Source organism: Streptomyces sp. NBC_00271, assembly GCF_036178845.1.
GTDB lineage: Bacteria > Actinomycetota > Actinomycetes > Streptomycetales > Streptomycetaceae > Streptomyces.
In genome coordinates, this window is record NZ_CP108070.1 from 7,268,859 (window position 1) to 7,290,735 (window position 21,877).

Here is a 21,877-nt window from a genome sequence, read left to right on the forward strand (position 1 = left end):
GCGCCCCGCCCGTGTGCCATCGCCCCCCGCCGCGGGGCGGCCGCCCGGCACCCGTGCCATCAACGGGTTGGCGGTCGGCACACGCGGCGCCCGGCGGGGTGCCGGGTCGCCGGGCCGCGAGGGGGCGGCCGACGACCTCGCCGACGTAGCCGCTGAACCCCCGGAGGGCCCCGTGTCCGTCGGCGTTCTCGACGGCCTCGACACGTCTGTCGTCGTGCTGTTCGTCATGGTCATCCCTCCCCGATGTGCCCGCGCCCCCCGAAGCATCCGGCGGTGCGCAGGTTATGCGCGTTTTGAGGGCGTGGGGCGGGAGTCGGGCGGGATGTCACTCGAACGGGGAGCGTGGGGCAAGGGGAGGGGAGGGAACGGGTTTCGCCGGGCGGGGGTGGCTGCGATGATCGGAGGCATCGGGAGTTAACCCGCGTTAACCGTTCACCGGGAGGGTGTCATGGCGGAGCAAGGGGACGAGCGGCGGTTCGGGGAGTTCGTCGTCGTACGGCGGCACGCGTACGTCGCGGAGCTCGCCCTCGACCGGCCGAAGGCCATGAACGCCGTGTCCACGGACATGGCCCGCTCCATCACGGCCGCCTGCGAGGCGCTCGGCGGCGAGCGCGACGTGCGCGTGGTCGTGCTGACCTCCACCGCCGAGCGCGCCTTCTGCGTCGGCGCCGACCTGAAGGAGCGCAACTCCTTCAGCGATGCCGACCTGGTCCGCCAACGCCCCGTCGCACGGGCCGCGTACACCGGCGTCCTGGAGCTGCCGATGCCGACGATCGCCGCCGTGCACGGCTTCGCGCTCGGCGGCGGGTTCGAGCTCGCCCTGTCCTGCGACCTGATCGTGGCCGACCGTACGGCGGTGCTCGGGCTGCCCGAGGTGTCGGTCGGGGTGATTCCCGGAGGCGGCGGTACGCAGTTGCTGCCGCGGCGGGTCGGGGCGGCCCGCGCGGCCGAGCTGATCTTCTCGGCACGGCGGCTGGAGGCGGGCGAGGCGAGGGAGCTGGGCCTCGTCGACGAACTCGTGGACGCGGGCCAGGACCGCGGCGAAGCCCTCGCGCTCGCCGCCCGCATCGCCGCCAACTCCCCCGTCGGCCTGCGCGCCGCCAAGCGCGCGCTGCGGCTCGGGCACGGGCTCGACCTGCGCGCGGGCCTGGAGGTGGAGGACGCGGCCTGGCGGTCCGTCGCCTTCTCGGGGGACCGCGCGGAGGGAGTCGCCGCGTTCAACGAGAAGCGCCCGCCGCGGTGGCCGGGGGAGTAGTCCCCCCACGCTTCCCGGCACCCTCCCACCGGTACGGCCACTCGGACCCCTGTTCGCCTCACCAATGTCCCGAATCATCGTGAATATCCCTAGCCTGGAGTGATGGGTGAGGACAGACGGCTGAGGGCCGTGGTGGAGCTGGCGCAGGGGATGGCGGCGGCACGCACCCCGCGCGAGTCCTGGCGGGCCGCGGCGCTCGGCGCCTGTCACGCGCTCGCCGGGAGCTTCGCGGCGCTCTCCGTGTGGGAGCGCGAGCTCGGCCGGCTGCGGGTCCTGGCGAACGTGGGCGAACGCGCGCCGGACGAGGAGGAGTTCCCGGACGGCGAGGCCTACCCCGTGCACCAGTTCCCGGAGATCACCGAGTTCCTGCACGAGCGCTGGGCCGGGGGCGGTGGCCCGAACGCCTGGGTGGAGACCGCCGACGGGCCGGCGGCCGGTCCCGTCGGCTACTGCCACCTGGGGGCACCTCCCGGCGTCAGCCGGGGGAGGGTCGCCGCGCTGCGCCGGCGCCGCCGCGGCTGCTGCGTCGTCGCCCCGATCGTGCTGCACGGACGGGCGTGGGGCGAGCTGTATGTGGCCCGCCCGGTCACGGCACCCGTCTTCGACCGGGCCGACGCGGACTTCGCGACCGTGCTGGCCTCCGTCGTCGCCGCCGGGCTCGCCCAGACCGAGCGCCTGGAGGAGGCCCGGCGCCTCGCGTTCACGGACGCCCTCACCGGACTCGCCAACCGCCGCGCGGTCGACGTACGTCTGGACGAGGCCATCGAGCTGCACCGGCAGGAAGGGGCCGTGGTCAGTCTCGTCGTCTGTGACCTCAACGGACTCAAGAACGTCAACGACACCCGCGGGCACGCCGTCGGCGACCGGCTCCTCGAGCGGTTCGGATCGGTGCTGTCGCTGTGCGGGGCGATGCTCCCGGGCACTCTCGCCGCCCGCCTCGGCGGTGACGAGTTCTGCCTGCTCGCGGTCGGCCCGCCGGCCGACGAGGTCGTCCACATCGCCGACGAACTCTGCCGCCGCGCCGCCGAGTTGGAGCTGGGGGAAGGGGTGGCGTGCGGGGTCGCCTCGACCGGGGACCCGATCGGTCCGGTGCGTTCGGCGCGGCGGCTCTTCCGGCTGGCCGACGCCGCCCAGTACCGCGCGAAGGCAGTACGGGCCGCGAAGCCCGTCGTCGCCGGGCGCGAGGGACCCGACGACCCGGTCGTGCGTCTCGCCGACGCGCCCTCCCCGGCGCGGGGCGAACGCCGCCGCTTCCGTGGGCGCCACGAGCACCCTCGCCCCTGAGTCCGCGCGGGCGTGTGTGACGTACGTCGGAGTAAGGGGTCAACCGCCCACCCACTAGTGACATCACAGAATTCACTGCGTACGCTCCTGAATATGGATATGCACACTGTGGTGGTGGGGACGTCCGGAGTGACCGCGTCCGACGTACTCGCCGTGGCGCGCGGCGGCGCCCGGATCGAGCTCTCCGAAGAGGCGGTGGCGGCCCTCGCCGCGGCCCGCGAGATCGTGGACGCGCTGGCCGCCAAGCCGGAGCCGGTCTACGGCGTCTCCACCGGGTTCGGCGCCCTCGCGACCCGGCACATCAGCCCGGAGCTGCGCGCCCAGCTGCAGCGCAACATCGTCCGCTCGCACGCCGCAGGCATGGGCCCGCGCGTGGAGCGCGAGGTCGTCCGCGCGCTGATGTTCCTGCGGCTCAAGACCGTCTGCTCCGGGCACACCGGTGTGCGGCCCGAGGTCGCCCAGACCATGGCCGACATCCTCAACGCCCGGATCACCCCGGTCGTCCACGAGTACGGCTCGCTCGGCTGCTCCGGCGACCTGGCCCCGCTCTCCCACTGCGCGCTGACGCTGATGGGCGAGGGCGACGCCGAGGGCCCCGACGGTGTCGTACGGCCCGCGGGCGAGCTGCTTGCCGAGGCCGGCATCACCCCCGTCGAACTGCGCGAGAAGGAGGGCCTCGCCCTCCTCAACGGCACCGACGGCATGCTCGGCATGCTGGTCATGGCCCTCGCCGACCTGGAGACGCTCTACAAGTCGGCCGACGTCACCGCCGCGCTCTCCCTCGAAGCCCTCCTCGGCACGGACAAGGTGCTCGCCCCCGAGCTGCACGCCATCCGCCCGCACCCGGGACAGAGCGCCAGCGCCGCCAACATGCTGGCCGTGCTGAAGGGCTCGGAGCTCACCGGCCACCACCAGGGCGACGCCCCGCGCGTCCAGGACGCCTACTCCGTGCGCTGCGCCCCCCAGGTAGCGGGCGCCGGACGTGACACCCTCGCCCACGCCCGCACGGTCGCCGAGCGCGAGCTCGCCTCCGCCGTGGACAACCCGGTCGTGCTGCCCGACGGCCGCGTCGAGTCGAACGGCAACTTCCACGGCGCCCCGGTCGCCTACGTCCTCGACTTCCTCGCCATCGCCGCCGCCGACCTCGGCTCGATCGCCGAGCGCCGCACCGACCGGCTGCTCGACAAGAACCGCTCGCACGGTCTGCCGCCGTTCCTCGCGGACGACGCGGGTGTCGACTCGGGCCTGATGATCGCCCAGTACACCCAGGCGGCGCTGGTGAGCGAGATGAAGCGCCTCGCCGTACCGGCGTCCGCGGACTCCATCCCCTCCTCCGCCATGCAGGAGGACCACGTCTCCATGGGCTGGTCGGCCGCACGCAAGCTGCGCACCGCCGTGGACAACCTCACCCGTATCGTCGCGATCGAGCTGTACGCGGCCACCCGTGCGATCGAACTGCGCGAGGGCCTGACCCCGGCCCCCGCCTCGCAGGCCGTCATCGAGGCCGTCCGCGCGGCCGGCGTCCAGGGCCCGGGCCCCGACCGCTTCCTCGCCCCGGACCTGGAGGCGGCGGACGCGTTCGTGCGCGGCGGTCGGGTGGTGGCGGCGGTGGAGCCGGTGACCGGACCGCTGGCCTGACCGGAGCGCCTTCGAGCCGCCGCTGTCACAGGGGCGGCCCGAAGTGTGCTACTGTCTCATTGATACGTTTTTGGTACCCATTTACTTTGTGCGCCTGATCGGAATCCTCCGCAGGCGCGTTTTGTTTTACCGGCATCTCCGGCTTTTCCCGGTGCATCTCCGGATTGGGGCCCTACCTATTCAGGAGAAAAACATGGCAACTGGCACCGTGAAGTGGTTCAACTCGGAAAAGGGCTTCGGCTTCATCGAGCAGGACGGCGGCGGCCCCGACGTCTTCGCCCACTACTCCAACATCGCCAGCTCCGGATTCCGTGAGCTGCTGGAGGGCCAGAAGGTCTCGTTTGACGTCGCGCAGGGCCAGAAGGGCCTGCAGGCGGAGAACATCATCCCCGCCTGATTTCGGGGACGCGCTTTTCCAGAGCCGGGGCCCGCACCTTCGGGGTGCGGGTCCCGGCTCGTGCTGTGAGTGCTTGTCAGTTGCGAGCGCTGTGCGTGCAGTCCGTGGGGCCCAGGAAGGAAATCCAGATCCAGCATGACTCGATCCGAACGTCCCGTCCGTAAGCGGCCGGCAAACGCACGAGGTGGCGCCCAGACCGGCGGCTTCGCGAAGGGCGCGGGCCGCGGCGGCGGCCGTGGCACCGGCAAGGGCCCGGCCCGCAAGGCTGTGGCGCCGCAGGAGTTCTCCCTGCCCGAGACCATCACCCCGGCGCTGCCCGCCGTCGACTCCTTCGACGCGCTCGACATGCCGGCCGCCCTCACCAAGACCCTCGCCGCGCAGGGCGTCACCGAGCCCTTCCCGATCCAGGGCGCGACGCTGCCCAACTCCCTCGCCGGACGCGACGTCCTGGGCCGTGGCCGCACCGGCTCCGGCAAGACGCTCGCCTTCGGACTCGCCCTGCTGGCCCGAACGGCGGGTCGCCGGGCGGAGTCGAAGGCGCCGCTCGCACTCGTCCTCGTCCCCACGCGCGAACTCGCCCAGCAGGTCGACGACGCCCTCACGCCGTACGCCACCGCGGTCAACCTGCGCGTGGCCACGGCCGTCGGCGGGATGTCGATCGGCCGGCAGGCCGGCACGCTGCGGCGCGGCGCCGAGGTGCTCGTGGCCACCCCCGGGCGGCTCAAGGACCTCATCGAGCGCGGCGACTGCGTCCTCGACCAGGTCGCGATCACGGTCCTCGACGAGGCCGACCAGATGGCCGACATGGGCTTCATGCCGCAGGTCACCGCGCTGCTCAAGCAGGTCGAGCCGGGCGGTCAGCGACTGCTCTTCTCGGCCACGCTCGACAAGAACATCGACCGGCTCGTGAAGATGTTCCTCACGGACCCCGTGGTGCACTCCGTCGACCCCTCGGCGGGCGCGGTGACCACCATGGAGCACCACGTGCTCCACGTCGCCGACGAGACCGACAAGAAGGCCGTCGCCCTGCGGATCGCGGCGCGCGACGGCCGGGTGATCCTCTTCGTCGACACCAAGCGCGGCGCCGACCGGTTCACCAAGCGGCTGCTCGCGAGCGGTGTCCGGGCGTCCGCGCTGCACGGCGGGCGCAGCCAGCCGCAGCGCAACCGCACCCTGGACCAGTTCAAGAACGGTCAGGTCACCGCGCTCGTCGCCACCAACGTCGCGGCGCGCGGCATCCACATCGACGACCTCGACCTCGTGGTCAACGTCGACCCGCCGACCGACCACAAGGACTACCTGCACCGCGGCGGACGCACCGCCCGGGCCGGTGAGTCCGGCAGCGTCGTCACCCTCGTACTGCCCGAGCAGCGGCGGGAGATGACGCGGCTGATGGCCGACGCCGGCATCACCCCGCGCACGGCGCGGATCGCGTCCAGCGACGAGGAGCTCGCCCGCCTCACCGGCGCCCGTGAGCCCTCCGGCGTCCCGGTCGTCATCGAGGTGCCGCAGCAACCCGAACAGCCGAAGAAGCGGTCACGGCCGCGGGTCGGAGGCGGGGCGAGGCGTCCGGCCGGAGCGGGTTCGGGTTCGGGTTCGGGTGTGGAGTCGCAGGGCCGTCAGCCGCGGCGTGCCGCCGGCGGTACGGCCGGTGGCGGCACGGGTGGCGGTACGGGGGGTGCGGGCCGTTCCGGTGGCCGTGGACGTGCCCCGCAGCAGCGGCGTACGGAGCGTGGCGGGCAGGGCGGCGGCGGACGTCGCGCTGCGTAGCTCGGTTCACAGCTGCGGGCCGGTGGGGGCTGGTCGCGCAGTTCCCCGCGCCCCTGGAGGGGCGCGCCCCTGGGGGCGCGCCCCCAGGGGCGCCGGAACTTCTCAGTAGTCGTCGAAGTTGCCCAGGAAGCCCGGGTCGATCTTGTCGAGTTCCAGGGCGGTGCCTCGGTGGAGGTCCATGAGGTCCGACATGTGGACGGCGCGGCGGCGGGCCGCGGGAAGGTCGCGGCGGTTGGCGGCCGTCCACAGGACCGGGTCGAAGGTGATCCCGTGGGAGCCCGGCATGGGCCCCGTCTCGGCGCGCCAGCCGGGCCAGCGCAGCGTGTCGTAGAACTGCTCTATGCCGCCTTCGTCCAGGAGCCAGGGGAGCCAGTCCGCGTGGCCCACGCCGAGCGCGTCCCAGCGCAGGGAGTCCGGCGCGAAGTACAGCACCTCGCCGGGACCGCCGGGGCGGTTCGCCTGCGCGGGGTCGGGTCCGTTGACCACGAAGACGCCGCCGAGGACGTCATGGGCGATGACGAGCCCGCCCTCCGGCCGCCACGCCGGGTCGAACCGCTCGGGGAAGTCGTTGACCTCGGCGAAGCTCGGCGTCCCCGGAGGCGAGTCGTCGTCGGGGCTGCCGTAGATGCGCAGCCAGCCGCTGTCCAGCAGTACCCCGCCGCAGTTGAGCACGAAGGAGCTGAGCGAGGAGCGCGCGCTGGCTTGCAGTTGCAGCAGGGATCCACGGGCCAGTGCCGGGTCCACCGGCAGCACGTCCATGGACACCCTGCTGTTGGAGATCGCCTCGGAGAGGAGCGGCCACGCGGGCTCCTCGACATCAGTCAGCTCGGTCAGGTCTCGCATGGGTATCCCGTGGGGTTCCGGGCCGGAGCGTCGCGCTCAGAAGGCCGCCGTGCGCTCCCGGCGCACCGAGTAGGTCACAAAGCCGGCGCCTAGGCCCAGGAAAAGGGTTCCGCCGACGACGTACGGCGTCGTGTTGACGCTTCCGGTGTCGGCGAGCAGGGTCCCGCTGTCCTGCGACCCGGTGGTGTCGGAGCCCGTGTCGTTCGCTCCGGCGTCGCTCGCATCGGCGGCACCCGACTGGGTGTCGCCCGACTCCGTGGAGGCCTGCAGCGCGGTTCTCGACGTGGTGTTCGTCGACATGTTGCTGTGCTGAGCAGGTTTTTCCGGAGTCGCGTTGGCGGACGGGACGAACCACAGGGCTCCCAGAAGGGTTCCCGCTGCGGTGGCGGTCAGCAACGAGCGACGAGCGGCGGACACGTAATATCGATCCCCTTGTGGCGCTGGCGAATTGGCCGTGTGGGCCGATGCTAATGAAAGTCGCGGGTCGTGGGAAAGTCGCGGGAGCCACGGGCCGTACGCTCCGTCTCATGAGTACTCCTGAGACATCACGATTTGTCCGGCTTCGCGTGGAGCTGGTGTTGGAAGTCGATGACGCGGACGCCGTCACCAAGGCCGCGTTGCGCCGCATCGCGGACGACTCCGGCATGCCGGCCGACGAGCGGACCCACGCCGAGAACGCAGTGACGGAAGACACTGCCGAGGCCCTGGCTTATCTCGTAGACCCGTTCGACCTGGTCAGCGAGGTGCCCGGGGTCGACCTCGCCCAGGCTTCCTGGAGCAGCGAGCCGATCGACTACGACCCCGATTCGCCGGAATGGGACCTCGACGAGGATGATGGCGACGAGGATGACGACGAGGAAGTCGGAGTCGGCTGACGTCTCTTGGGGAACACGTGACCCCGGGTGGCAACCGTTGCCCGGGGTTTTGTCGTCTCCGACGACGCACCGACCACCTCCGCACCAGAATTCGGTCCGGCTGTCGGTACCACTCGATCGGGGTCCGTCGGCTCGGGTCGATTCGGTTGACACCGTTGACCGACGTGGTGTTGCCCACACCTCAGAAGTGTGTGGAATGGGACGAACCGGTCGTAGCGTTGATGGTTCGAACGGGGCTGATGTGCTTCCAGGGGATTCGGCGACGATGGAGAAGCGTGTGATGACGGACAGTAAGCGGCGCAAGCGTCTGATGGCCGCGTCCGCCCTGCTCGGCGGAGTGCTGGTGCTCTCTGCGTGCAGCAATGGGGACGGCAGCAAGGCCAATGCCTCGGACGGCGAGACCTCCCAGGCTCAGGCCGATGCGGCGGCAGCCAAGAAGAGCTCCCAGGCCCAGATCAAGATCACGCCCGCGGACGGTTCCGACAACGCCTCCATCAACAACGCCGCGGCGGTCACCGTGAGCAAGGGCACGCTCACGGCCGTCACCATGACGACCGAGACGGGCACGGCGGTGCCCGGTCAGATATCCGCCGACAAGAAGAGCTGGAAGCCCGCCTCCCAGCTCGAGCGCGCCACCACGTACAAGGTGGCCGCCGAAGCCACCGACTCAGCGGGCCTCGTCGCCCACGAGAACGCCTCGTTCACCACGGTCTCCGCGGCGAACAGCTTCATAGGCAACTTCACGCCGGAGGACGGTTCCACCGTCGGCGTCGGCATGCCGGTCTCGATCAACTTCAACAAGGCGATCACGAACAAGGCCGCCGTGCAGAAGGGGATCACCGTCTCCTCCAGCAGCGGCCAGGAGGTCGTCGGCCACTGGTTCAACGCCAACCGCCTCGACTTCCGTCCCGAGAACTACTGGACCGGCGGCTCCACCGTCACCCTCAAGCTCAACCTGGACGGTGTCCAGGGCGCGAGCGGTGTCTACGGCGTGCAGCAGAAGACGGTCACCTTCAAGATCGGCCGCAACCAGGTCTCGATCGTCGACGCCCAGACCAAGACCATGAAGGTCACGCAGGACGGCAAGACGATCAAGACGATCCCGATCTCCTCGGGATCCCCGGAGCACAAGACGTACCAGGGTCAGATGGTGATCTCCGAGAAGTTCAAGGAGACCCGGATGAACGGCTCGACGGTCGGCTTCACGAAGACCGACGGCAAGGGCGAGTACGACATCAAGGACGTGCCGCACGCCATGCGTCTGTCGAACTCCGGCACCTTCATCCACGGCAACTACTGGGGCGCGAAGTCCATCTTCGGCGCGGTGAACACCAGCCACGGCTGTGTGGGTCTGTCCGACACCAAGGGTGCGGGCGACCCGAACACACCGGCGGCCTGGTTCTACGACCACTCGCTGATCGGTGACGTCGTGGTCGTCAAGAACACCGGCGACAAGACCATCGCCCCGGACAACGGCCTCAACGGCTGGAACCTGAGCTGGTCCGCCTGGAAGGCCGGCTCGGCCGCCTAGGCTCCCCTTTGCGGCTAAACCGCCGCCGCTCTCGCGGACGTGGTTGCTCGCCGTGGGGGTTGCTCAATTGATGGTTGCGGTCCTTGTCGTTCGAACGCGACGGCCGCTCAGTGCGATGGCCCGCACCCCGCCAGGGGTGCGGGCCATCGGCGTTCTCACAGCCTTCAGGGACCGCCCACAGGTGAATTCCCGGGCCGCCACAGCCTTCTCATCCTTCTCTTATGCGGGGCTTATCGCGCCATCACGCGCCGTACCTAGCTTTCCGCCATGTTCTTCACCTACCTGAGGCGCGAACTGCGCCGCCGCAGGAAGGCGGCGCTCGTCGTCGCCTCCGGACTCGCCCTGGGCATCGCCCTGGTCATCGTGGTCAGCTCCGTGTCGTCCGGCATGGAGAAGGCGCAGGGCAAGGTCCTCCAGTCGCTGTACGGACTGGGTACGGACATGACCGTCACCAAGGCGGCGGCGCCGGCGACGAGTACCAGCCAGCGTCCGCGCTTCAACTTCGACGCGAACGACAACGGCTCCACCAAGGAGCAGAGCAGCGACCGCGTCATGGTGCAGGGCTTCCAGACCCTGGCCGCCTCCACGGTCTCCAAGGTCGACTCCCAGAAGGGCGTCGCGGACTCCGTCGGCGGACTGAGCCTCCAGGTCATCAGGATCAACGGCCAGTTCACGCGGGGTCAGTTCCAGCAGAACCAGAACGGTGGCACCGGCCAGGGGGGCGGGCGCCCGAACGCCCAGCAGTCCCCGCAGGGCCGTGTCGAGGGCGGCGGCGCCAACTTCGACGTCAACAACTACTCGGTGTACGGCACCGACGTCACCAAGCCCGCCCTCGGCCCGCTGACCTCCTCGAAGATCACCAGCGGTCGTACGTTCACGACGTCCGAGACCGATGCCAAGGTGGTCGTCGCCGACGTCTCGTACGCCAAGGAGAAGAAGCTCAAGGTCGGTTCCACCGTCACCATCAAGAGCGTCAAGTACAAGGTCATCGGCATCGCCACGCCCGACAGCGGTGACGCGGCGGCCAACCTCTACATCCCGCTCAAGCAGGCGCAGACGCTCAGCGGCTCCAAGGACAAGGTCACCACGATCTACGTCAAGGCGTCGGACTCGCAGCAGATCTCCAGCGTGAAGAGCACCATCCAGAAGAACATCTCGGGGACGACGGTCACCACCTCCGCCGACCTCGCGTCCACCGTCTCCGGCTCCCTCTCCACTGCCTCCAGCCTCGCGTCGAACGTCGGCAAGTGGCTGTCCATCGCGGTGCTCGTGGCCGCGTTCCTGGTCGCCGGCCTGCTCACCTCCTCCGCCGTCTCCCGGCGCGTGCGCGAGTTCGGCACCCTCAAGGCGCTCGGCTGGAAGTCGGGCCGGGTGACCCGGCAGGTCGTCGGCGAGGCCATGGTCAACGGTCTGGTCGGCGGCGCCCTCGGCATCGCGATCGGCCTCGCGGGCGCCTACGTCGTCACCGAGATCAGCCCCACCCTGCAGGCACAGGTGGGCGGTTCGGGCGGCGGCGGAGGCCAGGGCGGCGGCGGCTTCGGTGGCGGTGGCGGCTTCGGCGGTCCCGGCCGACAGGCCGCGGCCAAGGCCCTCGACGTCACGCTCACCGCGCCCGTCAGCCTCGGCACCATCGTCGGCGCGGTGGCCCTCGCCGTCACCGGTGGTCTGATCGCCGGCGCCTTCGGCGGCTGGCGCGCCTCCCGACTCCGCCCCGCGGACGCCCTGCGCCGCGTCGAATAGGCCCAGCCCCCGCAAAGGGGGTGCCCGAAGTCGCCTGCTGTACGGGGCACCCCCTTCACCTCATCCAGGAGTTGCACCATGTACGAACTCAGAGGCGTCACCAAGCGCTATACCCGGGGCAAGGAGACGATCGACGCGCTCGCCGGGGTCGACCTGACCATCGCGGACGGCGACCGGCTCGTCATCCAGGGCCCCACGGGTGGCGGGAAATCCACCCTTCTCCAGATGCTCGGCGGTCTCGACCGGCCCACCGCGGGCAGCGTCGAACTCGACGGCACGGACATGGCCAAACTGTCCGAGGCGAAGCTCACCAAAGTGCGCAGCGAGAACATCGGATTCGTCTTTCAGAGCTTCAACCTGATTCCCACGCTCACCGCCCAGGAAAACGTGGAGACCGCCCTCGTACCCCTCGGTGTGAAGGTGAAGGAACGGCGGCAACGCGCCGCCGACGCACTGGAGTCGGTGGGACTCGCCGAGCGGCTCGGGCATCTGCCCGCCGAGCTCTCCGGCGGCCAGCAACAGCGTGTCGCCATCGCCCGCGCCCTGGTCAAGCAGCCGAAGGTGCTGCTCGCCGACGAGCCCACCGGCAACCTCGACGAGTCCATGCGCGACGAGATCATGGAGGTGCTCGAGGCCATGTGGAAGGAGCACGGGCTCACTTTCATCATGGTCACGCACGATTCCTCGATCGCGAAGAAGGCCCCGCGCCTCGCGACGATTCGCAAGGGGAAGATCTCCGTCAAGGAAAACGCGGGTGCTTAAAGAAGCACAAAAGGAGCGTGCGGGGGCTTAGCGGAGCAACTCCGTCAACTCTTCACCCTCGCCCCGCTATTGAGGGGGCTATAACCCCCCGGGCATACTTGCGTATTCCGGGGGGTGTACGTGCATGCGTACGAGGCTTCCCCCGACCGGATGAACGGGGATTCGTCCGGACCTGATCTCCAGGGGGAGACTTGCGCAGACAAGTGAAAAGAGCGTGCGCGGCGACCATCGCCATGGCGGCGTCCGTGGCGCTGGCGGCGGGTATGACCAGCCCGGCGTCGGCGCGGGCGGAGCAGCGCACGGCGGGCGTGTCCGCGGCCGGGAAAGCGGCGGGGATCACGGCCAAGCACCGCATCACCCTGATCACCGGTGACCGGGTGGTCGTCGACGCCAAGGGGCGCGTCGTCGGCTTCGAGCGGGCCAAGGGCCGTGAGCACGTGCCCGTGCAGATCCGCAAGGCCGAGGGCCACACCCTGGTGGTGCCGGCCGACGCCCAGGCGCTCATAGCCGGCGGCAAGCTCGACCGGCGGCTCTTCGATGTCACCGAGCTCAACAAGGCGGCGGTCCGCAAGTCCCAGCAGCGGGGCCTGAAGGTGATCGTCGGCTACCGGGGAGCCGCGGCGGCCGCCAAGGCCGACGTCCGCGACGCCGGCACGCTCCGCAGGAGCCTGAAGGCCCTGAACGCGGACGCGGTACAGACGCCGCAGCGGGACGCGGCCGAGCTGTGGTCCGCGGTCACCGACGACGGTAAGACGGCCTCGGGCATCGCGCACGTCTGGCTGGACGGCGTCCGCAAGGCGAGCCTCGACAAGTCCGTGCCGCAGATCGGCGCCCCCACGGCATGGGCGGCCGGATACGACGGCAAGGGCGTCAAGATCGCCGTCCTGGACACCGGCGTCGACGCGAGCCACCCGGACCTCAAGACCCAGGTGATCGAGTCCAAGAACTTCTCCACCGCCGCCGACGCCACCGACCACTTCGGCCACGGCACCCACGTCGCGTCCATCGCGGCGGGCACCGGTGCCAAGTCGGGCGGCAAGTACAAGGGTGTCGCGCCCGGCGCGAAGATCCTCAACGGCAAGGTCCTCGACGACACCGGCAGCGGCGACGACTCGGGCATCCTCGCGGGCATGGAGTGGGCGGCCGAGCAGGGCGCCGACATCGTGAACCTGAGCCTGGGCGGCCAGGACACCCCCGACATCGACCCGTTGGAGGCCGAGGTCAACAAGCTCTCGGCCGAGAAGGGCATCCTCTTCGCGATCGCGGCGGGCAACGAGGGCCCCGAGTCGATCGGCTCCCCCGGCAGCGCGGACGCCGCGCTCACCGTCGGCGCCGTCGACGACAACGACAAGCTGGCGGACTTCTCCAGCACCGGCCCGCGCGTCGGCGACAGCGCCATCAAGCCGGACGTCACCGCACCCGGCGTGGACATCACGGCGGCGGCGGCCCCGGGCAGTCTCATCGACCAGGAGGTCGGCGAGAAGCCCGCGGGCTACCTGACCATTTCCGGTACGTCGATGGCGACCCCGCATGTCGCGGGCGCCGCGGCCATCCTCAAGCAGGAACACCCGGACTGGACGTACACCGAGCTCAAGAGTGCGCTGACGGGCTCCGCGAAGGGCGGCAAGTACACGCCGTTCCAGCAGGGTTCGGGCCGGATCGCCGTCGACAAGGCGATCAAGCAGACCGTGATCGCCGACCCGTCCTCGGTGAGCTTCGGCGTCGCGCAGTGGCCGCACACCGACGACACGGCGACGACCAAGCAGCTGACGTACCGCAACCTCGGTACGAAGGACGTCACCCTGACCCTGGCGATCTCCGCGACCAACCCCAAGGGCCAGGCGGCTCCGGCGGGCTTCTTCGCGCTCGGCGCCAAGACGGTCACCGTCCCGGCGGGCGGCAAGGCCGCTGTCGACGTCACCACGAACACGAAGCTCGGGGGCACCCTCGACGGCGCGTACTCGGCGTACGTGACGGCGAGCGGCGGCGGCCAGGCCGTGCGCACGGCCGTCGCGGTCGAGCGCGAGGTGGAGTCGTACGACGTCACCCTCAAGTACGTCAACCGTGCCGGTGAGACGCCCACGCACCTCGCCGACCTGACGGGCTACTCCGGCGTCGGCGAGGCCCGGGACTACACGTCGCAGAGCACGGCCGACACCGCGACCCTGCGTGTTCCCAAGGGCAAGTACGTGCTCAACTCCCTCTTCGTGAAGGACCTGGTCGAGGCGAAGGGCGGGGTCGACTGGCTGATCCAGCCCCGGCTGAGCGTCACCAAGAACACCACGCTGACCCTCGACGCCCGTACCGCCAAGGGCGCCGACATCACGGTGCCGGACGCGGGGGCGAAGCCGCTGTCGGCACTCGTCAACTACTTCGACGACGCCACCGGCATCGGCATCGGCATCGGCCTGGCCTCCTTCCAGGACGTGCGCGTGGCACACGTCGGCCCGGCGGTCTCCTCCGGCCTCTTCCAGAGCTGGTCCGGACAGTGGACCAAGGGTGCGAACACCGAGTACGACACCTTCACCGGCACCAAGACCACCAAGCTCCAGGGCGCGCACGTCAAGCACTACAAGGCGAGCGAGCTGGCCAAGGTGAAGGCGAACCTCGGGGCCGCGGCCTCCGGCAAGACGGGCGCGGTCACCGCGTACGGCTTCCTGCCCGACGACGACAGCATGAGCGTCGGGGTCCCCCAGACGCTGCCGGCCTCGCGCACGCTGTACGTGTCGACCGGTGAGAAGGTCCAGTGGGCGTTCGACCTCGAGCAGGACGCGGGTGTCGACGCCACCGGGACCCCGATCATCGAGGCCTACTACACGGACGACTACCCGCAGATCCTCAAGGCGGGCAAGAGCTACACGAGGACGTACAACACGGCCGTCTTCGGTCCGAAGATCAACGCGGACTACGGCGTCTTCCGGGACGGCAACAGCATCTCGGGCTACCTGCCGCTGTTCGCCGACGGGAGCGGTCACCCCGGCTCCTCGCTGTACACCTCCGTGACGACGACGCTGTACCGCAACGGTGCGAAGGTCGCCTCGAACGACGACCCGCTCGTCGGGATGAAGGAGTTCAAGGTCCCGGCCGCCGAGGCCACCTACAAGCTCACGACCTCGGTCAAGCGCACGGTGAAGGTCGCCGCGGCCTCCACGCGGATCGACGCCAGCTGGACCTTCAAGTCCAAGAAGGCCGACTTCGCGAAGCTGCCCACCTCCACGGTCCGCTTCAACGCCACCACCGGCCTCGACAGCCGTGTCGCGGCCGGCAAGACGGTCACGATCCCGGTCTCCGTGCAGGGCTCGGCCGCGGGCAAGAACCTCAAGTCGCTGTACGTCTACGTCTCGTACGACTACGGCCAGACCTGGAAGATGCTCAAGGTCAAGAACGGCAAGATCACCGTCAAGAACCCGGCGAAGGGGAAGGGCATCTCCTTCCACGCGAAGATCACCGACAAGCAGGGCAACAAGTCGACGGTCTCGATCTACAACGCGTACTACGGAAAGTGATCCCGTAGCGCGGCCACGTGAAGTGTGCCGATAGCGAACGGCCCGTCGGAAGAGCAGCTTCCGGCGGGCCGTCCGTGTTTCCGTGGGCACCATGACCACCCAGACCGTGGAGTACATCCGGTATCGCATTCCCGAGGAGAGGTCCGCGGAGTTCCTGGCCGCCTACACGCGGGCCGCGGCCCAGCTCGCCGCGTCGCCGAGTTGCGTGGACTACGAGCTGGCGCGCTGCGAGGAGGACTTCGAGCACTTCGTCCTGCGGATCACCTGGACCTCGACGGAGGCACACGTCGAGGGATTCCGGAAGTCGGAGCTGTTCCCCGGCTTCCTCGCCGAGATCCGGCCCTACATCCCCTACATCGAGGAGATGCGCCACTACACGCCGACGACGGTACGGGGCCTCGGCGCGTCGGTCCCCACCCTCTACGCCTGGGCCGGGGGCGCCGAGGCCTTCGCCCGCCTCACCGAGGTCTTCTACGACAAGGTCCTCAAGGACGACGTCCTCGCACCGGTCTTCTCCGGCCTCGCCCCCGAACACGCCGCCCACGTCGCCCTCTGGCTCGGCGAGGTCTTCGGCGGGCCCGCGGCCTACTCCGAGGCTCAGGGCGGCCACGGCCACATGGTCGCCAAACACCTCGGCAAGAACATCACCGAGGTGCAGAGACGCCGGTGGGTCAACCTGCTCCAGGACGCGGCGGACGACGCGGGCCTGCCCACGGACGCCGAGTTCCGCTCCGCCTTCCTCGCCTACGCGGAATGGGGCACGCGGCTGGCCGTCCTCTTCTCCGCCCCCGACGCGACCCCTCCGGGGGACCAACCGGTACCGAGGTGGACGTGGGGAGCGGCCCCGCCATATCAGCCCTGACCGAGGCTTTCAGGGGCGCGGGGAACTGCGCGAGCAACCCCCACCGACCCGCAGGCGACGAACGTACAAAGGGGGCCGGGGCTACTGGGGCGTCGTCGCGCCCGCCCGGGTCGCGTCCGTCCCCCAGCTGGCCAGCAGGCGCAGCGCCTCCGCCGAGGCGGACCCCGGCTCCGCGTGGTACGTGACCAGTGACTGCTCGCTGTCGTCGGGCAGCCGGAACGACTCGTACTGGAGGGAGAGATCACCCACCAGCGGATGCCGCATCCGCTTCACCCCGTGGCTCTTCTCCTTGACGTCGTGCGTGGCCCACAGCCGCCGGAAGTCCTCGCTCTTCACGGACAGCTCCCCGACCAGCGTCGACAGCCGCGGATCGTCCGGGTGACAGCCCGCGTCCATGCGCAGCATGCAGACGATGTCGATCGCCTTCTGCTCCCAGTCCACGTACAGGTCGCGGTACTCGGGCTTCAGGAACACCAGCCGCGCCCAGTTCCGCTCATGCGGCGCCAGCTCCGACCAGTCGCCGAACACGGCCGCCGCCATCCGGTTCCACACCAGGATGTCCGTGCGCCGCCCACCGACGTACGCGGGAATGCCGTCCATCGAGTCCAGCAGCTGCCGCAGCGCCCCCCGTACCTGCTGCGGCCGCGCCGGCTGCTTCTTCTTGTGCGCCTTGGGCTTCGCGAGGTGCGTGAGATGCGCGTGCTCGGCGTCCGTCAGCCGCAGGGCGCGGGCGATCGCGTCGAGTACCTCCGCCGACACGTTCCGTCCGTTGCCCTGTTCCAGGCGCGTGTAGTACGCCACGGACACCCCGGCCAGCTGCGCCAGCTCCTCGCGCCGCAGTCCGGGCACCCGGCGGTGCCGGCCGAAGTCGGGCAGCCCCACGTCCTCCGGCTTCAGCCGGGCCCGGCGGGTGCGCAGAAACTCGCTGAGCTCGGCACGCCGGTCCAGGGGCGGGGAGGGCTGTTCGTCCATACGTCCAGTATTCACGGTCGTACGCCGGTGAACCTGACCCCGCCAGTAGTAGGACCAGCGGACGTACGCAAAGCCGTGACCTGGGTGAAGGCCGTCCCCCGGGGCAGGCTGTAGAGCGTGCCCGACCGAAGGCAGCCGGGCACAGGACACACCACTCCTTAGGAGAACCCCCGGCATGACCACTGTTGCTGCGTACGCCGCTCCCGCCGCCAAGGCTCCGCTGGAGCGCACCACCATCGAGCGCCGCCCGGTCGGTGAGTTCGACGTCCTGATCGACATCAAGTTCGCCGGTATCTGCCACTCGGACATCCACCAGGCCCAGGAGGGCTGGGGCGAGGCGATCTTCCCGATGGTGCCTGGTCACGAGATCGCCGGCATCGTCTCCGAGGTCGGCTCCGGCGTCACCAAGTTCAAGGTCGGCGACCGCGTGGGCGTCGGCTGTCTCGTCGACTCCTGCCGCGAGTGCGACAACTGCAAGGCCGGCCTGGAGCAGTACTGCACCGGAGGCGGCGTCGGCACGTACAACGCCCTCGACAAGAACGGCGAGCCGACCTACGGCGGCTACTCCGAGAAGATCGTCGTCGACGAGAACTACACCCTCCGCATCCCCGACGGCCTCTCCCTCGACGTGGCCGCGCCGCTGCTCTGCGCCGGCATCACCACGTACTCCCCGCTCAAGCACTGGAACGCCGGCCCCGGCAAGAAGGTCGCGATCCTCGGCATGGGCGGCCTCGGCCACATGGGCGTCAAGATCGCGGACGCGCTCGGTGCCGAGGTGACCGTCCTGTCGCAGTCCCTGCGCAAGAAGGACGACGGGCTGAAGCTGGGCGCCGACCACTACTACGCCACCAGCGACCCGAAGACCTTCGAGGAACTGCGCGGCACCTTCGACCTGATCCTGTCGACCGTGTCCGCCCCGCTGGACCTGGACGCCTACCTGGCCCTGCTGAAGACGGACGGCGCCTTCGTGAACGTGGGCGCCCCGGAGGAGCCCGTCAAGCTCAACCTCTTCTCGGTGATCGGCGGCCGCAAGACCCTCGCGGGTTCCGGTATCGGCGGCATCCAGGAGACCCAGGAGATGCTGGACTTCTGCGCCGAGCACGGCTTCGGCGCCGAGATCGAGCTGATCAGCGCGTCCGAGATCAACGACGCCTACGAGCGGGTGCTGGCGAGCGACGTCCGCTACCGCTTCGTGATCGACACCGCCACCATCTAGTCGCGGACCAAGTTCCGAGGGCGCCTACCGGTCGTACGACCGGTAGGCGCCCTCGGTGTTGCCACCGTACGTACAGCGATCCCGTCAGCGGCGGCCCGATCTGCCCAGCAGCCAGAGCAGATAGGGACCGCCCACCAAGGACGTGAGCGCCCCGACCGGGATCTCCAGCGGCGGCACCAGCGTGCGGGCCACCAGGTCGGCGCCGACCACGATCAGCGCGCCCGTCAGGGCGGAGGCGGCGAGGGGGAGTTGCGGGGTGCGCGTGAGGCGGCGGGCCAGTTGGGGGCCGGTGAGGGCGACGAAGCCGACCGGGCCGGCCGCGCCGGTCGCGACCGCGGCGAGCACCACCCCGAGCACGGTCAGGCCGAGCTGGGTGCGCTGCACGCGGACGCCGAGCGCGGCGGCCGTGTCGGCGTCCAGGCCGAGCGGGCGCAGCGCGCGGCTCGCCCACACCAGGGCGGGCAGGGAGAGGAGGAGGACCCAGGCGAGGGGGCCGGCCTGCTCCCAGCCGCGCCCGTTCAGACTGCCCGTCAGCCACAGCTTGACCTGCTCGGCGGCGGCCAGTTCGCTGTCGGTGAGGTAGAGCTGGACGACGGCGGAGAGGGCGACGCCGATGCCCACCCCCGTCAGGACGAACCGGCTCGGCTGCATTCCGTGCCGCCAGGCCAGCACGTACACCAGGGCGGCGGCCGCGAGACCGCCGGTGACGGCGACGGCCGGCAGCGCGCCGGGCGAGGCGACGGTTCCGGTGGCCAGCGCCAGTACGGTCGCGGCGGCGGCACCGTGACCGACGCCGATGACATCCGGGCTGGCCAGCGGATTGCGCGTCACGGTCTGTACGAGCGCCCCGGAGAGCCCGAGCGCCGCCCCGACCAGCGCGCCGAGCACGATCCGCGGGACCCGCAGTTCGCCGACGACCAGGTCGTAGGGGCCGCCGTGGCCGCGCAGCACCCGCCAGACCTCGCCCGGCGGGACGTACGTCTGCCCGACGCACGCCGCGAGCAGCATCACGCCCGCGAGGAGCAGCAGGAGGACGGTGACGACGACTGCGGCGCGCCGGTGCAGGAGGAGGGAGAGACGCCGGTGGCGGAGCACGGAGAGCCCGGCCGAGCGCGGGTACGTGGTGCGGCTCGCGGTGGGCTCGGTGGGCTCGGTGGGCGTCGTGGGGGCTGTGGTCACGAGGCCATGCCCTTGCGTCGTACGAGTACGACCAGGACCGGAACGCCGACCAGCGCGGTCATCACCCCGGCCGGCACTTCCGCCGGGGCGCGTACCACCCGGCCCGCCACGTCCGCGGCGAGCAGCAGGGCGGCGCCGAGCAGCGCGGAGAGGGGGAGGGCCCAGCGGTGGCCACCATGGACCAGTCGGCGGGCGAGGTGGGGGACGGCGAGGCCGATGAAGGCGATGGGGCCCGCGGCGGCGACCGCGGCCGCGGTGAGCACGGTCGCGCCGAGCGCCGCACAGCCCCGTACGAGCGTGACCCGGTGACCGAGTGCCCGTGCGGTGTCGTCGCCGAGCGCGAGCGCGTCCAGGCCGCGGGCGCAGGCCAGCACGAGCAGCGCACCGGCGGCGAGGAAGGGCAGCATGCGCCCCACCGTTGCCGCGTCGCGTCCGCTGAGCGTGCCCACCTGCCAGAACCGGAACTGGTCCAGCGTGGCCGAACTCGAGGTGAGGACCACGGTCGTGGCTCCCGCCGTCATCGCCGACAGGGCGGTTCCGGCGAGCGCCAGTTTCACCGGGGAGGCGCCACCGCGCCCGCGCGAGGCGATGGCGTACACGACGCAGGCGGCGAGAACCGCGCCGGTGAAGGCGTACCAGACGTACCCGTCGAAGCCGTTCGCCCGGCCGAGCGCGATGGCGAACACGACACCGGCCGCCGCGCCCTGACTGAGCCCGAGGATGCCGGGGTCGGCGAGCGGGTTGCGGGTGACCGCCTGGAGCGCCGCCCCCGAGAGTCCGAGGGCGGCACCGGCGGTCACTCCGATCGCGGTCCGCGGCACCCGCAGGGACCGTACGACCAGCGCGTCCGGTGAACTCCCGCCGTGCACCAGAGCGTCGAGGACGGCGGAGAGCGGGACGGGGCGGGTGCCGACGGCGAGGCTGAGGGCGGCGGCGGTGACGGCGAGGAGGAGGGCCACACCCAGCCAGGTGGCGCGCCGCACGCCCGCCGGGGCGGACGTGCGGCGCGCGACGGACGTGGGACCGGTCACTTGCCGAGGGTGTCCGCGAGCTGTCGTACGACGAGCCGGGCGGCGGTGGGGCCGGCGTTGAGGTACCAGGGGTCGTCGTCGACCTTCACCGCGTGCCCTGCCGCGACCGCCTTCATCGACTTCCACAGGGGCCCGGCGAGCACGCTGCCCGCGTCGGTCTTGGAGGCGTCGCCCTGCACGGAGTAGAAGATCCAGTCCCCGTCCGCGACATCGACGCTCTCCGCCCCGATGTCCTGCGAAATCGCCTTGAACTGCTGCGACTTGGGCCGGGAGAGACCCATGTCGACGGCGATGGAGCCGGTGAACGACGACACGCCGAACATCCGCGTCCGGTCCGGCGTGAAGCGCACCATGGACACGGCGGGATCGCCGAGCTGCTTGCCCCGCGTGGCGGCGTCGCTCACGATGCCGTCGAGCAGTTCCTGCGCCTTGTCGCCCTTGCCGACCGCGTCACCGACGAGGAGCAGATCCCGCTTCCAGTTGATGCCGTTGCCGGCCGTCACGACGGTGGGCGCGATCTTCGACAGCTTCGGGTACAGGTCGCCGAGTGATTCGTTGATCAGGATCAGATCGGGCTTGGCGGCGGCGAGCGTCTCCAGGTTGGGCGCGGTGCGGGTCCCCGCGTCGGTCATGGCCGACAACTGCTTCTTGTACGCGGGGAAGGCGTCGTTCAGGTAGTCCGGCGCCAGCCCGGCGTTGGCCGCGCGGGTCGTCACGGTCGGCACGATGCCCAGGGTCAGCAGGTCGTCCAGCTGTCCGGTGCTGAGCGCGGCGATCTTCTCGGGCGCGCTCTCGATCTCGGTCTTGCCCTCGAAGTGCCCGACGGTCCGAGGAATTCGCCGTCCTTGGCGCTGCCCGCGCCCATCCCGGCGGCAACGGCGCTGGGGGCGGCGGAGGGGCCCTCGGAGGCCCCGCTCACGAGATTGCGGTCGCCGCCGACGGTGTTCTTGCTCCGCGAGGAGCCGTTGTCCCCGTCCCCGCTCCCGGACGAACATCCGGCCAGCAGACCGCCGACG

Annotated in this window: 18 protein-coding genes; 12 read left to right on the plus strand and 6 right to left on the minus strand. The window is 70.7% G+C overall.

Annotation, left to right across the window (positions count from 1 at the left end; translation table 11 throughout):
* The first annotated feature begins 448 nt into the window (after positions 1-448).
* The 5 genes from OG798_RS33175 (at position 449) to OG798_RS33195 (ending at position 6,344) form a co-directional block, all read left to right on the plus strand.
* Positions 449-1,255, plus strand: coding sequence for an enoyl-CoA hydratase/isomerase family protein (locus OG798_RS33175; RefSeq protein WP_095852901.1), 807 nt, complete (start codon positions 449-451; stop codon positions 1,253-1,255).
* A gap of 102 nt (positions 1,256-1,357) precedes the next feature.
* On the plus strand, positions 1,358-2,539 hold the full coding sequence (locus OG798_RS33180) for a GGDEF domain-containing protein (RefSeq protein ID WP_095852900.1): 1,182 nt from the start codon (positions 1,358-1,360) through the stop codon (positions 2,537-2,539).
* 99 nt (positions 2,540-2,638) lie between these two features.
* Entirely contained in the window at positions 2,639-4,177 is a 1,539-nt protein-coding gene (gene hutH / locus OG798_RS33185; RefSeq protein ID WP_095852899.1) for a histidine ammonia-lyase, read from the plus strand.
* Positions 4,178-4,370: 193 nt separating this feature from the next.
* Positions 4,371-4,574, plus strand: coding sequence for a cold-shock protein (locus tag OG798_RS33190; protein ID WP_028803001.1), 204 nt, complete (start codon positions 4,371-4,373; stop codon positions 4,572-4,574).
* 135 nt (positions 4,575-4,709) lie between these two features.
* Complete coding sequence (locus tag OG798_RS33195) at positions 4,710-6,344, plus strand: DEAD/DEAH box helicase (protein ID WP_328758130.1); 1,635 nt, start codon at positions 4,710-4,712, stop codon at positions 6,342-6,344.
* Between the two features lie 102 nt (positions 6,345-6,446).
* Here the strand turns inward: OG798_RS33195 and OG798_RS33200 are convergent, their stop codons facing one another.
* Both OG798_RS33200 and OG798_RS33205 read right to left on the minus strand, forming a co-directional pair.
* Positions 6,447-7,187, minus strand: coding sequence for a DUF2625 family protein (locus tag OG798_RS33200; protein ID WP_121415181.1), 741 nt, complete (start codon positions 7,185-7,187; stop codon positions 6,447-6,449).
* A 36-nt stretch (positions 7,188-7,223) separates the two neighbouring features.
* The gene (locus OG798_RS33205; RefSeq protein ID WP_095852896.1) at positions 7,224-7,604 is read right to left on the minus strand and encodes a cell wall protein; all 381 of its coding nucleotides are present in this window, start codon (positions 7,602-7,604) and stop codon (positions 7,224-7,226) included.
* Positions 7,605-7,714: 110 nt separating this feature from the next.
* On the opposite strand from OG798_RS33205, the gene OG798_RS33210 reads away from it, so the two are divergent.
* From OG798_RS33210 to OG798_RS33235, 6 genes are all read left to right on the plus strand, one after another.
* Entirely contained in the window at positions 7,715-8,062 is a 348-nt protein-coding gene (locus OG798_RS33210) for a hypothetical protein (RefSeq protein ID WP_054234746.1), read from the plus strand.
* A 265-nt stretch (positions 8,063-8,327) separates the two neighbouring features.
* Complete coding sequence (locus tag OG798_RS33215; protein WP_095852895.1) at positions 8,328-9,593, plus strand: L,D-transpeptidase; 1,266 nt, start codon at positions 8,328-8,330, stop codon at positions 9,591-9,593.
* 267 nt (positions 9,594-9,860) lie between these two features.
* On the plus strand, positions 9,861-11,333 hold the full coding sequence (locus OG798_RS33220; protein WP_095852894.1) for an ABC transporter permease: 1,473 nt from the start codon (positions 9,861-9,863) through the stop codon (positions 11,331-11,333).
* 78 nt (positions 11,334-11,411) lie between these two features.
* Complete coding sequence (locus OG798_RS33225; RefSeq protein ID WP_095852893.1) at positions 11,412-12,095, plus strand: ABC transporter ATP-binding protein; 684 nt, start codon at positions 11,412-11,414, stop codon at positions 12,093-12,095.
* Between the two features lie 233 nt (positions 12,096-12,328).
* Positions 12,329-15,601: a S8 family peptidase gene (locus tag OG798_RS33230; RefSeq protein WP_328760111.1), complete on the plus strand. Its 3,273-nt coding sequence runs from the start codon at positions 12,329-12,331 to the stop codon at positions 15,599-15,601.
* 91 nt (positions 15,602-15,692) lie between these two features.
* Positions 15,693-16,463: a group II truncated hemoglobin gene (locus OG798_RS33235; RefSeq protein WP_097227477.1), complete on the plus strand. Its 771-nt coding sequence runs from the start codon at positions 15,693-15,695 to the stop codon at positions 16,461-16,463.
* An 81-nt stretch (positions 16,464-16,544) separates the two neighbouring features.
* On the opposite strand, the gene OG798_RS33240 is transcribed toward OG798_RS33235, so the two are convergent.
* On the minus strand, positions 16,545-17,435 hold the full coding sequence (locus OG798_RS33240) for a helix-turn-helix domain-containing protein (protein ID WP_121415176.1): 891 nt from the start codon (positions 17,433-17,435) through the stop codon (positions 16,545-16,547).
* 175 nt (positions 17,436-17,610) lie between these two features.
* Here OG798_RS33240 and OG798_RS33245 point away from each other — a divergent pair, with 175 nt between their 5' ends.
* Complete coding sequence (locus tag OG798_RS33245; protein WP_095852890.1) at positions 17,611-18,651, plus strand: NAD(P)-dependent alcohol dehydrogenase; 1,041 nt, start codon at positions 17,611-17,613, stop codon at positions 18,649-18,651.
* 84 nt (positions 18,652-18,735) lie between these two features.
* Here the strand turns inward: OG798_RS33245 and OG798_RS33250 are convergent, their stop codons facing one another.
* The 3 genes from OG798_RS33250 to OG798_RS33260 all read right to left on the minus strand — a co-directional run bounded on the left by OG798_RS33250 (position 18,736) and on the right by OG798_RS33260 (position 21,856).
* Positions 18,736-19,746: a FecCD family ABC transporter permease gene (locus tag OG798_RS33250; RefSeq protein WP_328760112.1), complete on the minus strand. Its 1,011-nt coding sequence runs from the start codon at positions 19,744-19,746 to the stop codon at positions 18,736-18,738.
* An 80-nt stretch (positions 19,747-19,826) separates the two neighbouring features.
* On the minus strand, positions 19,827-20,813 hold the full coding sequence (locus OG798_RS33255) for a FecCD family ABC transporter permease (RefSeq protein WP_267063908.1): 987 nt from the start codon (positions 20,811-20,813) through the stop codon (positions 19,827-19,829).
* A 44-nt stretch (positions 20,814-20,857) separates the two neighbouring features.
* Positions 20,858-21,856, minus strand: coding sequence for an iron-siderophore ABC transporter substrate-binding protein (locus tag OG798_RS33260; protein ID WP_328758131.1), 999 nt, complete (start codon positions 21,854-21,856; stop codon positions 20,858-20,860).
* Between the last annotated feature and the right edge of the window lie 21 nt (positions 21,857-21,877).

Bases quoted from the DNA above. Each gene is read 5' to 3' on its own strand.
- OG798_RS33175 (WP_095852901.1), top strand. From the start codon at position 449: ATGGCGGAGCAAGGGGACGAGCGGCGGTTCGGGGAGTTCGTCGTCGTA.
- OG798_RS33180 (WP_095852900.1), top strand. From the start codon at position 1,358: ATGGGTGAGGACAGACGGCTGAGGGCCGTGGTGGAGCTGGCGCAGGGG.
- hutH (WP_095852899.1), top strand. From the start codon at position 2,639: ATGCACACTGTGGTGGTGGGGACGTCCGGAGTGACCGCGTCCGACGTA.
- OG798_RS33190 (WP_028803001.1), top strand. From the start codon at position 4,371: ATGGCAACTGGCACCGTGAAGTGGTTCAACTCGGAAAAGGGCTTCGGC.
- OG798_RS33195 (WP_328758130.1), top strand. From the start codon at position 4,710: ATGACTCGATCCGAACGTCCCGTCCGTAAGCGGCCGGCAAACGCACGA.
- OG798_RS33200 (WP_121415181.1), bottom strand. From the start codon at position 7,187: ATGCGAGACCTGACCGAGCTGACTGATGTCGAGGAGCCCGCGTGGCCG.
- OG798_RS33210 (WP_054234746.1), top strand. From the start codon at position 7,715: ATGAGTACTCCTGAGACATCACGATTTGTCCGGCTTCGCGTGGAGCTG.
- OG798_RS33215 (WP_095852895.1), top strand. From the start codon at position 8,328: ATGGAGAAGCGTGTGATGACGGACAGTAAGCGGCGCAAGCGTCTGATG.
- OG798_RS33220 (WP_095852894.1), top strand. From the start codon at position 9,861: ATGTTCTTCACCTACCTGAGGCGCGAACTGCGCCGCCGCAGGAAGGCG.
- OG798_RS33225 (WP_095852893.1), top strand. From the start codon at position 11,412: ATGTACGAACTCAGAGGCGTCACCAAGCGCTATACCCGGGGCAAGGAG.
- OG798_RS33230 (WP_328760111.1), top strand. From the start codon at position 12,329: ATGGCGGCGTCCGTGGCGCTGGCGGCGGGTATGACCAGCCCGGCGTCG.
- OG798_RS33235 (WP_097227477.1), top strand. From the start codon at position 15,693: ATGACCACCCAGACCGTGGAGTACATCCGGTATCGCATTCCCGAGGAG.
- OG798_RS33240 (WP_121415176.1), bottom strand. From the start codon at position 17,435: ATGGACGAACAGCCCTCCCCGCCCCTGGACCGGCGTGCCGAGCTCAGC.
- OG798_RS33245 (WP_095852890.1), top strand. From the start codon at position 17,611: ATGACCACTGTTGCTGCGTACGCCGCTCCCGCCGCCAAGGCTCCGCTG.
- OG798_RS33260 (WP_328758131.1), bottom strand. From the start codon at position 21,856: ATGTTCGTCCGGGAGCGGGGACGGGGACAACGGCTCCTCGCGGAGCAA.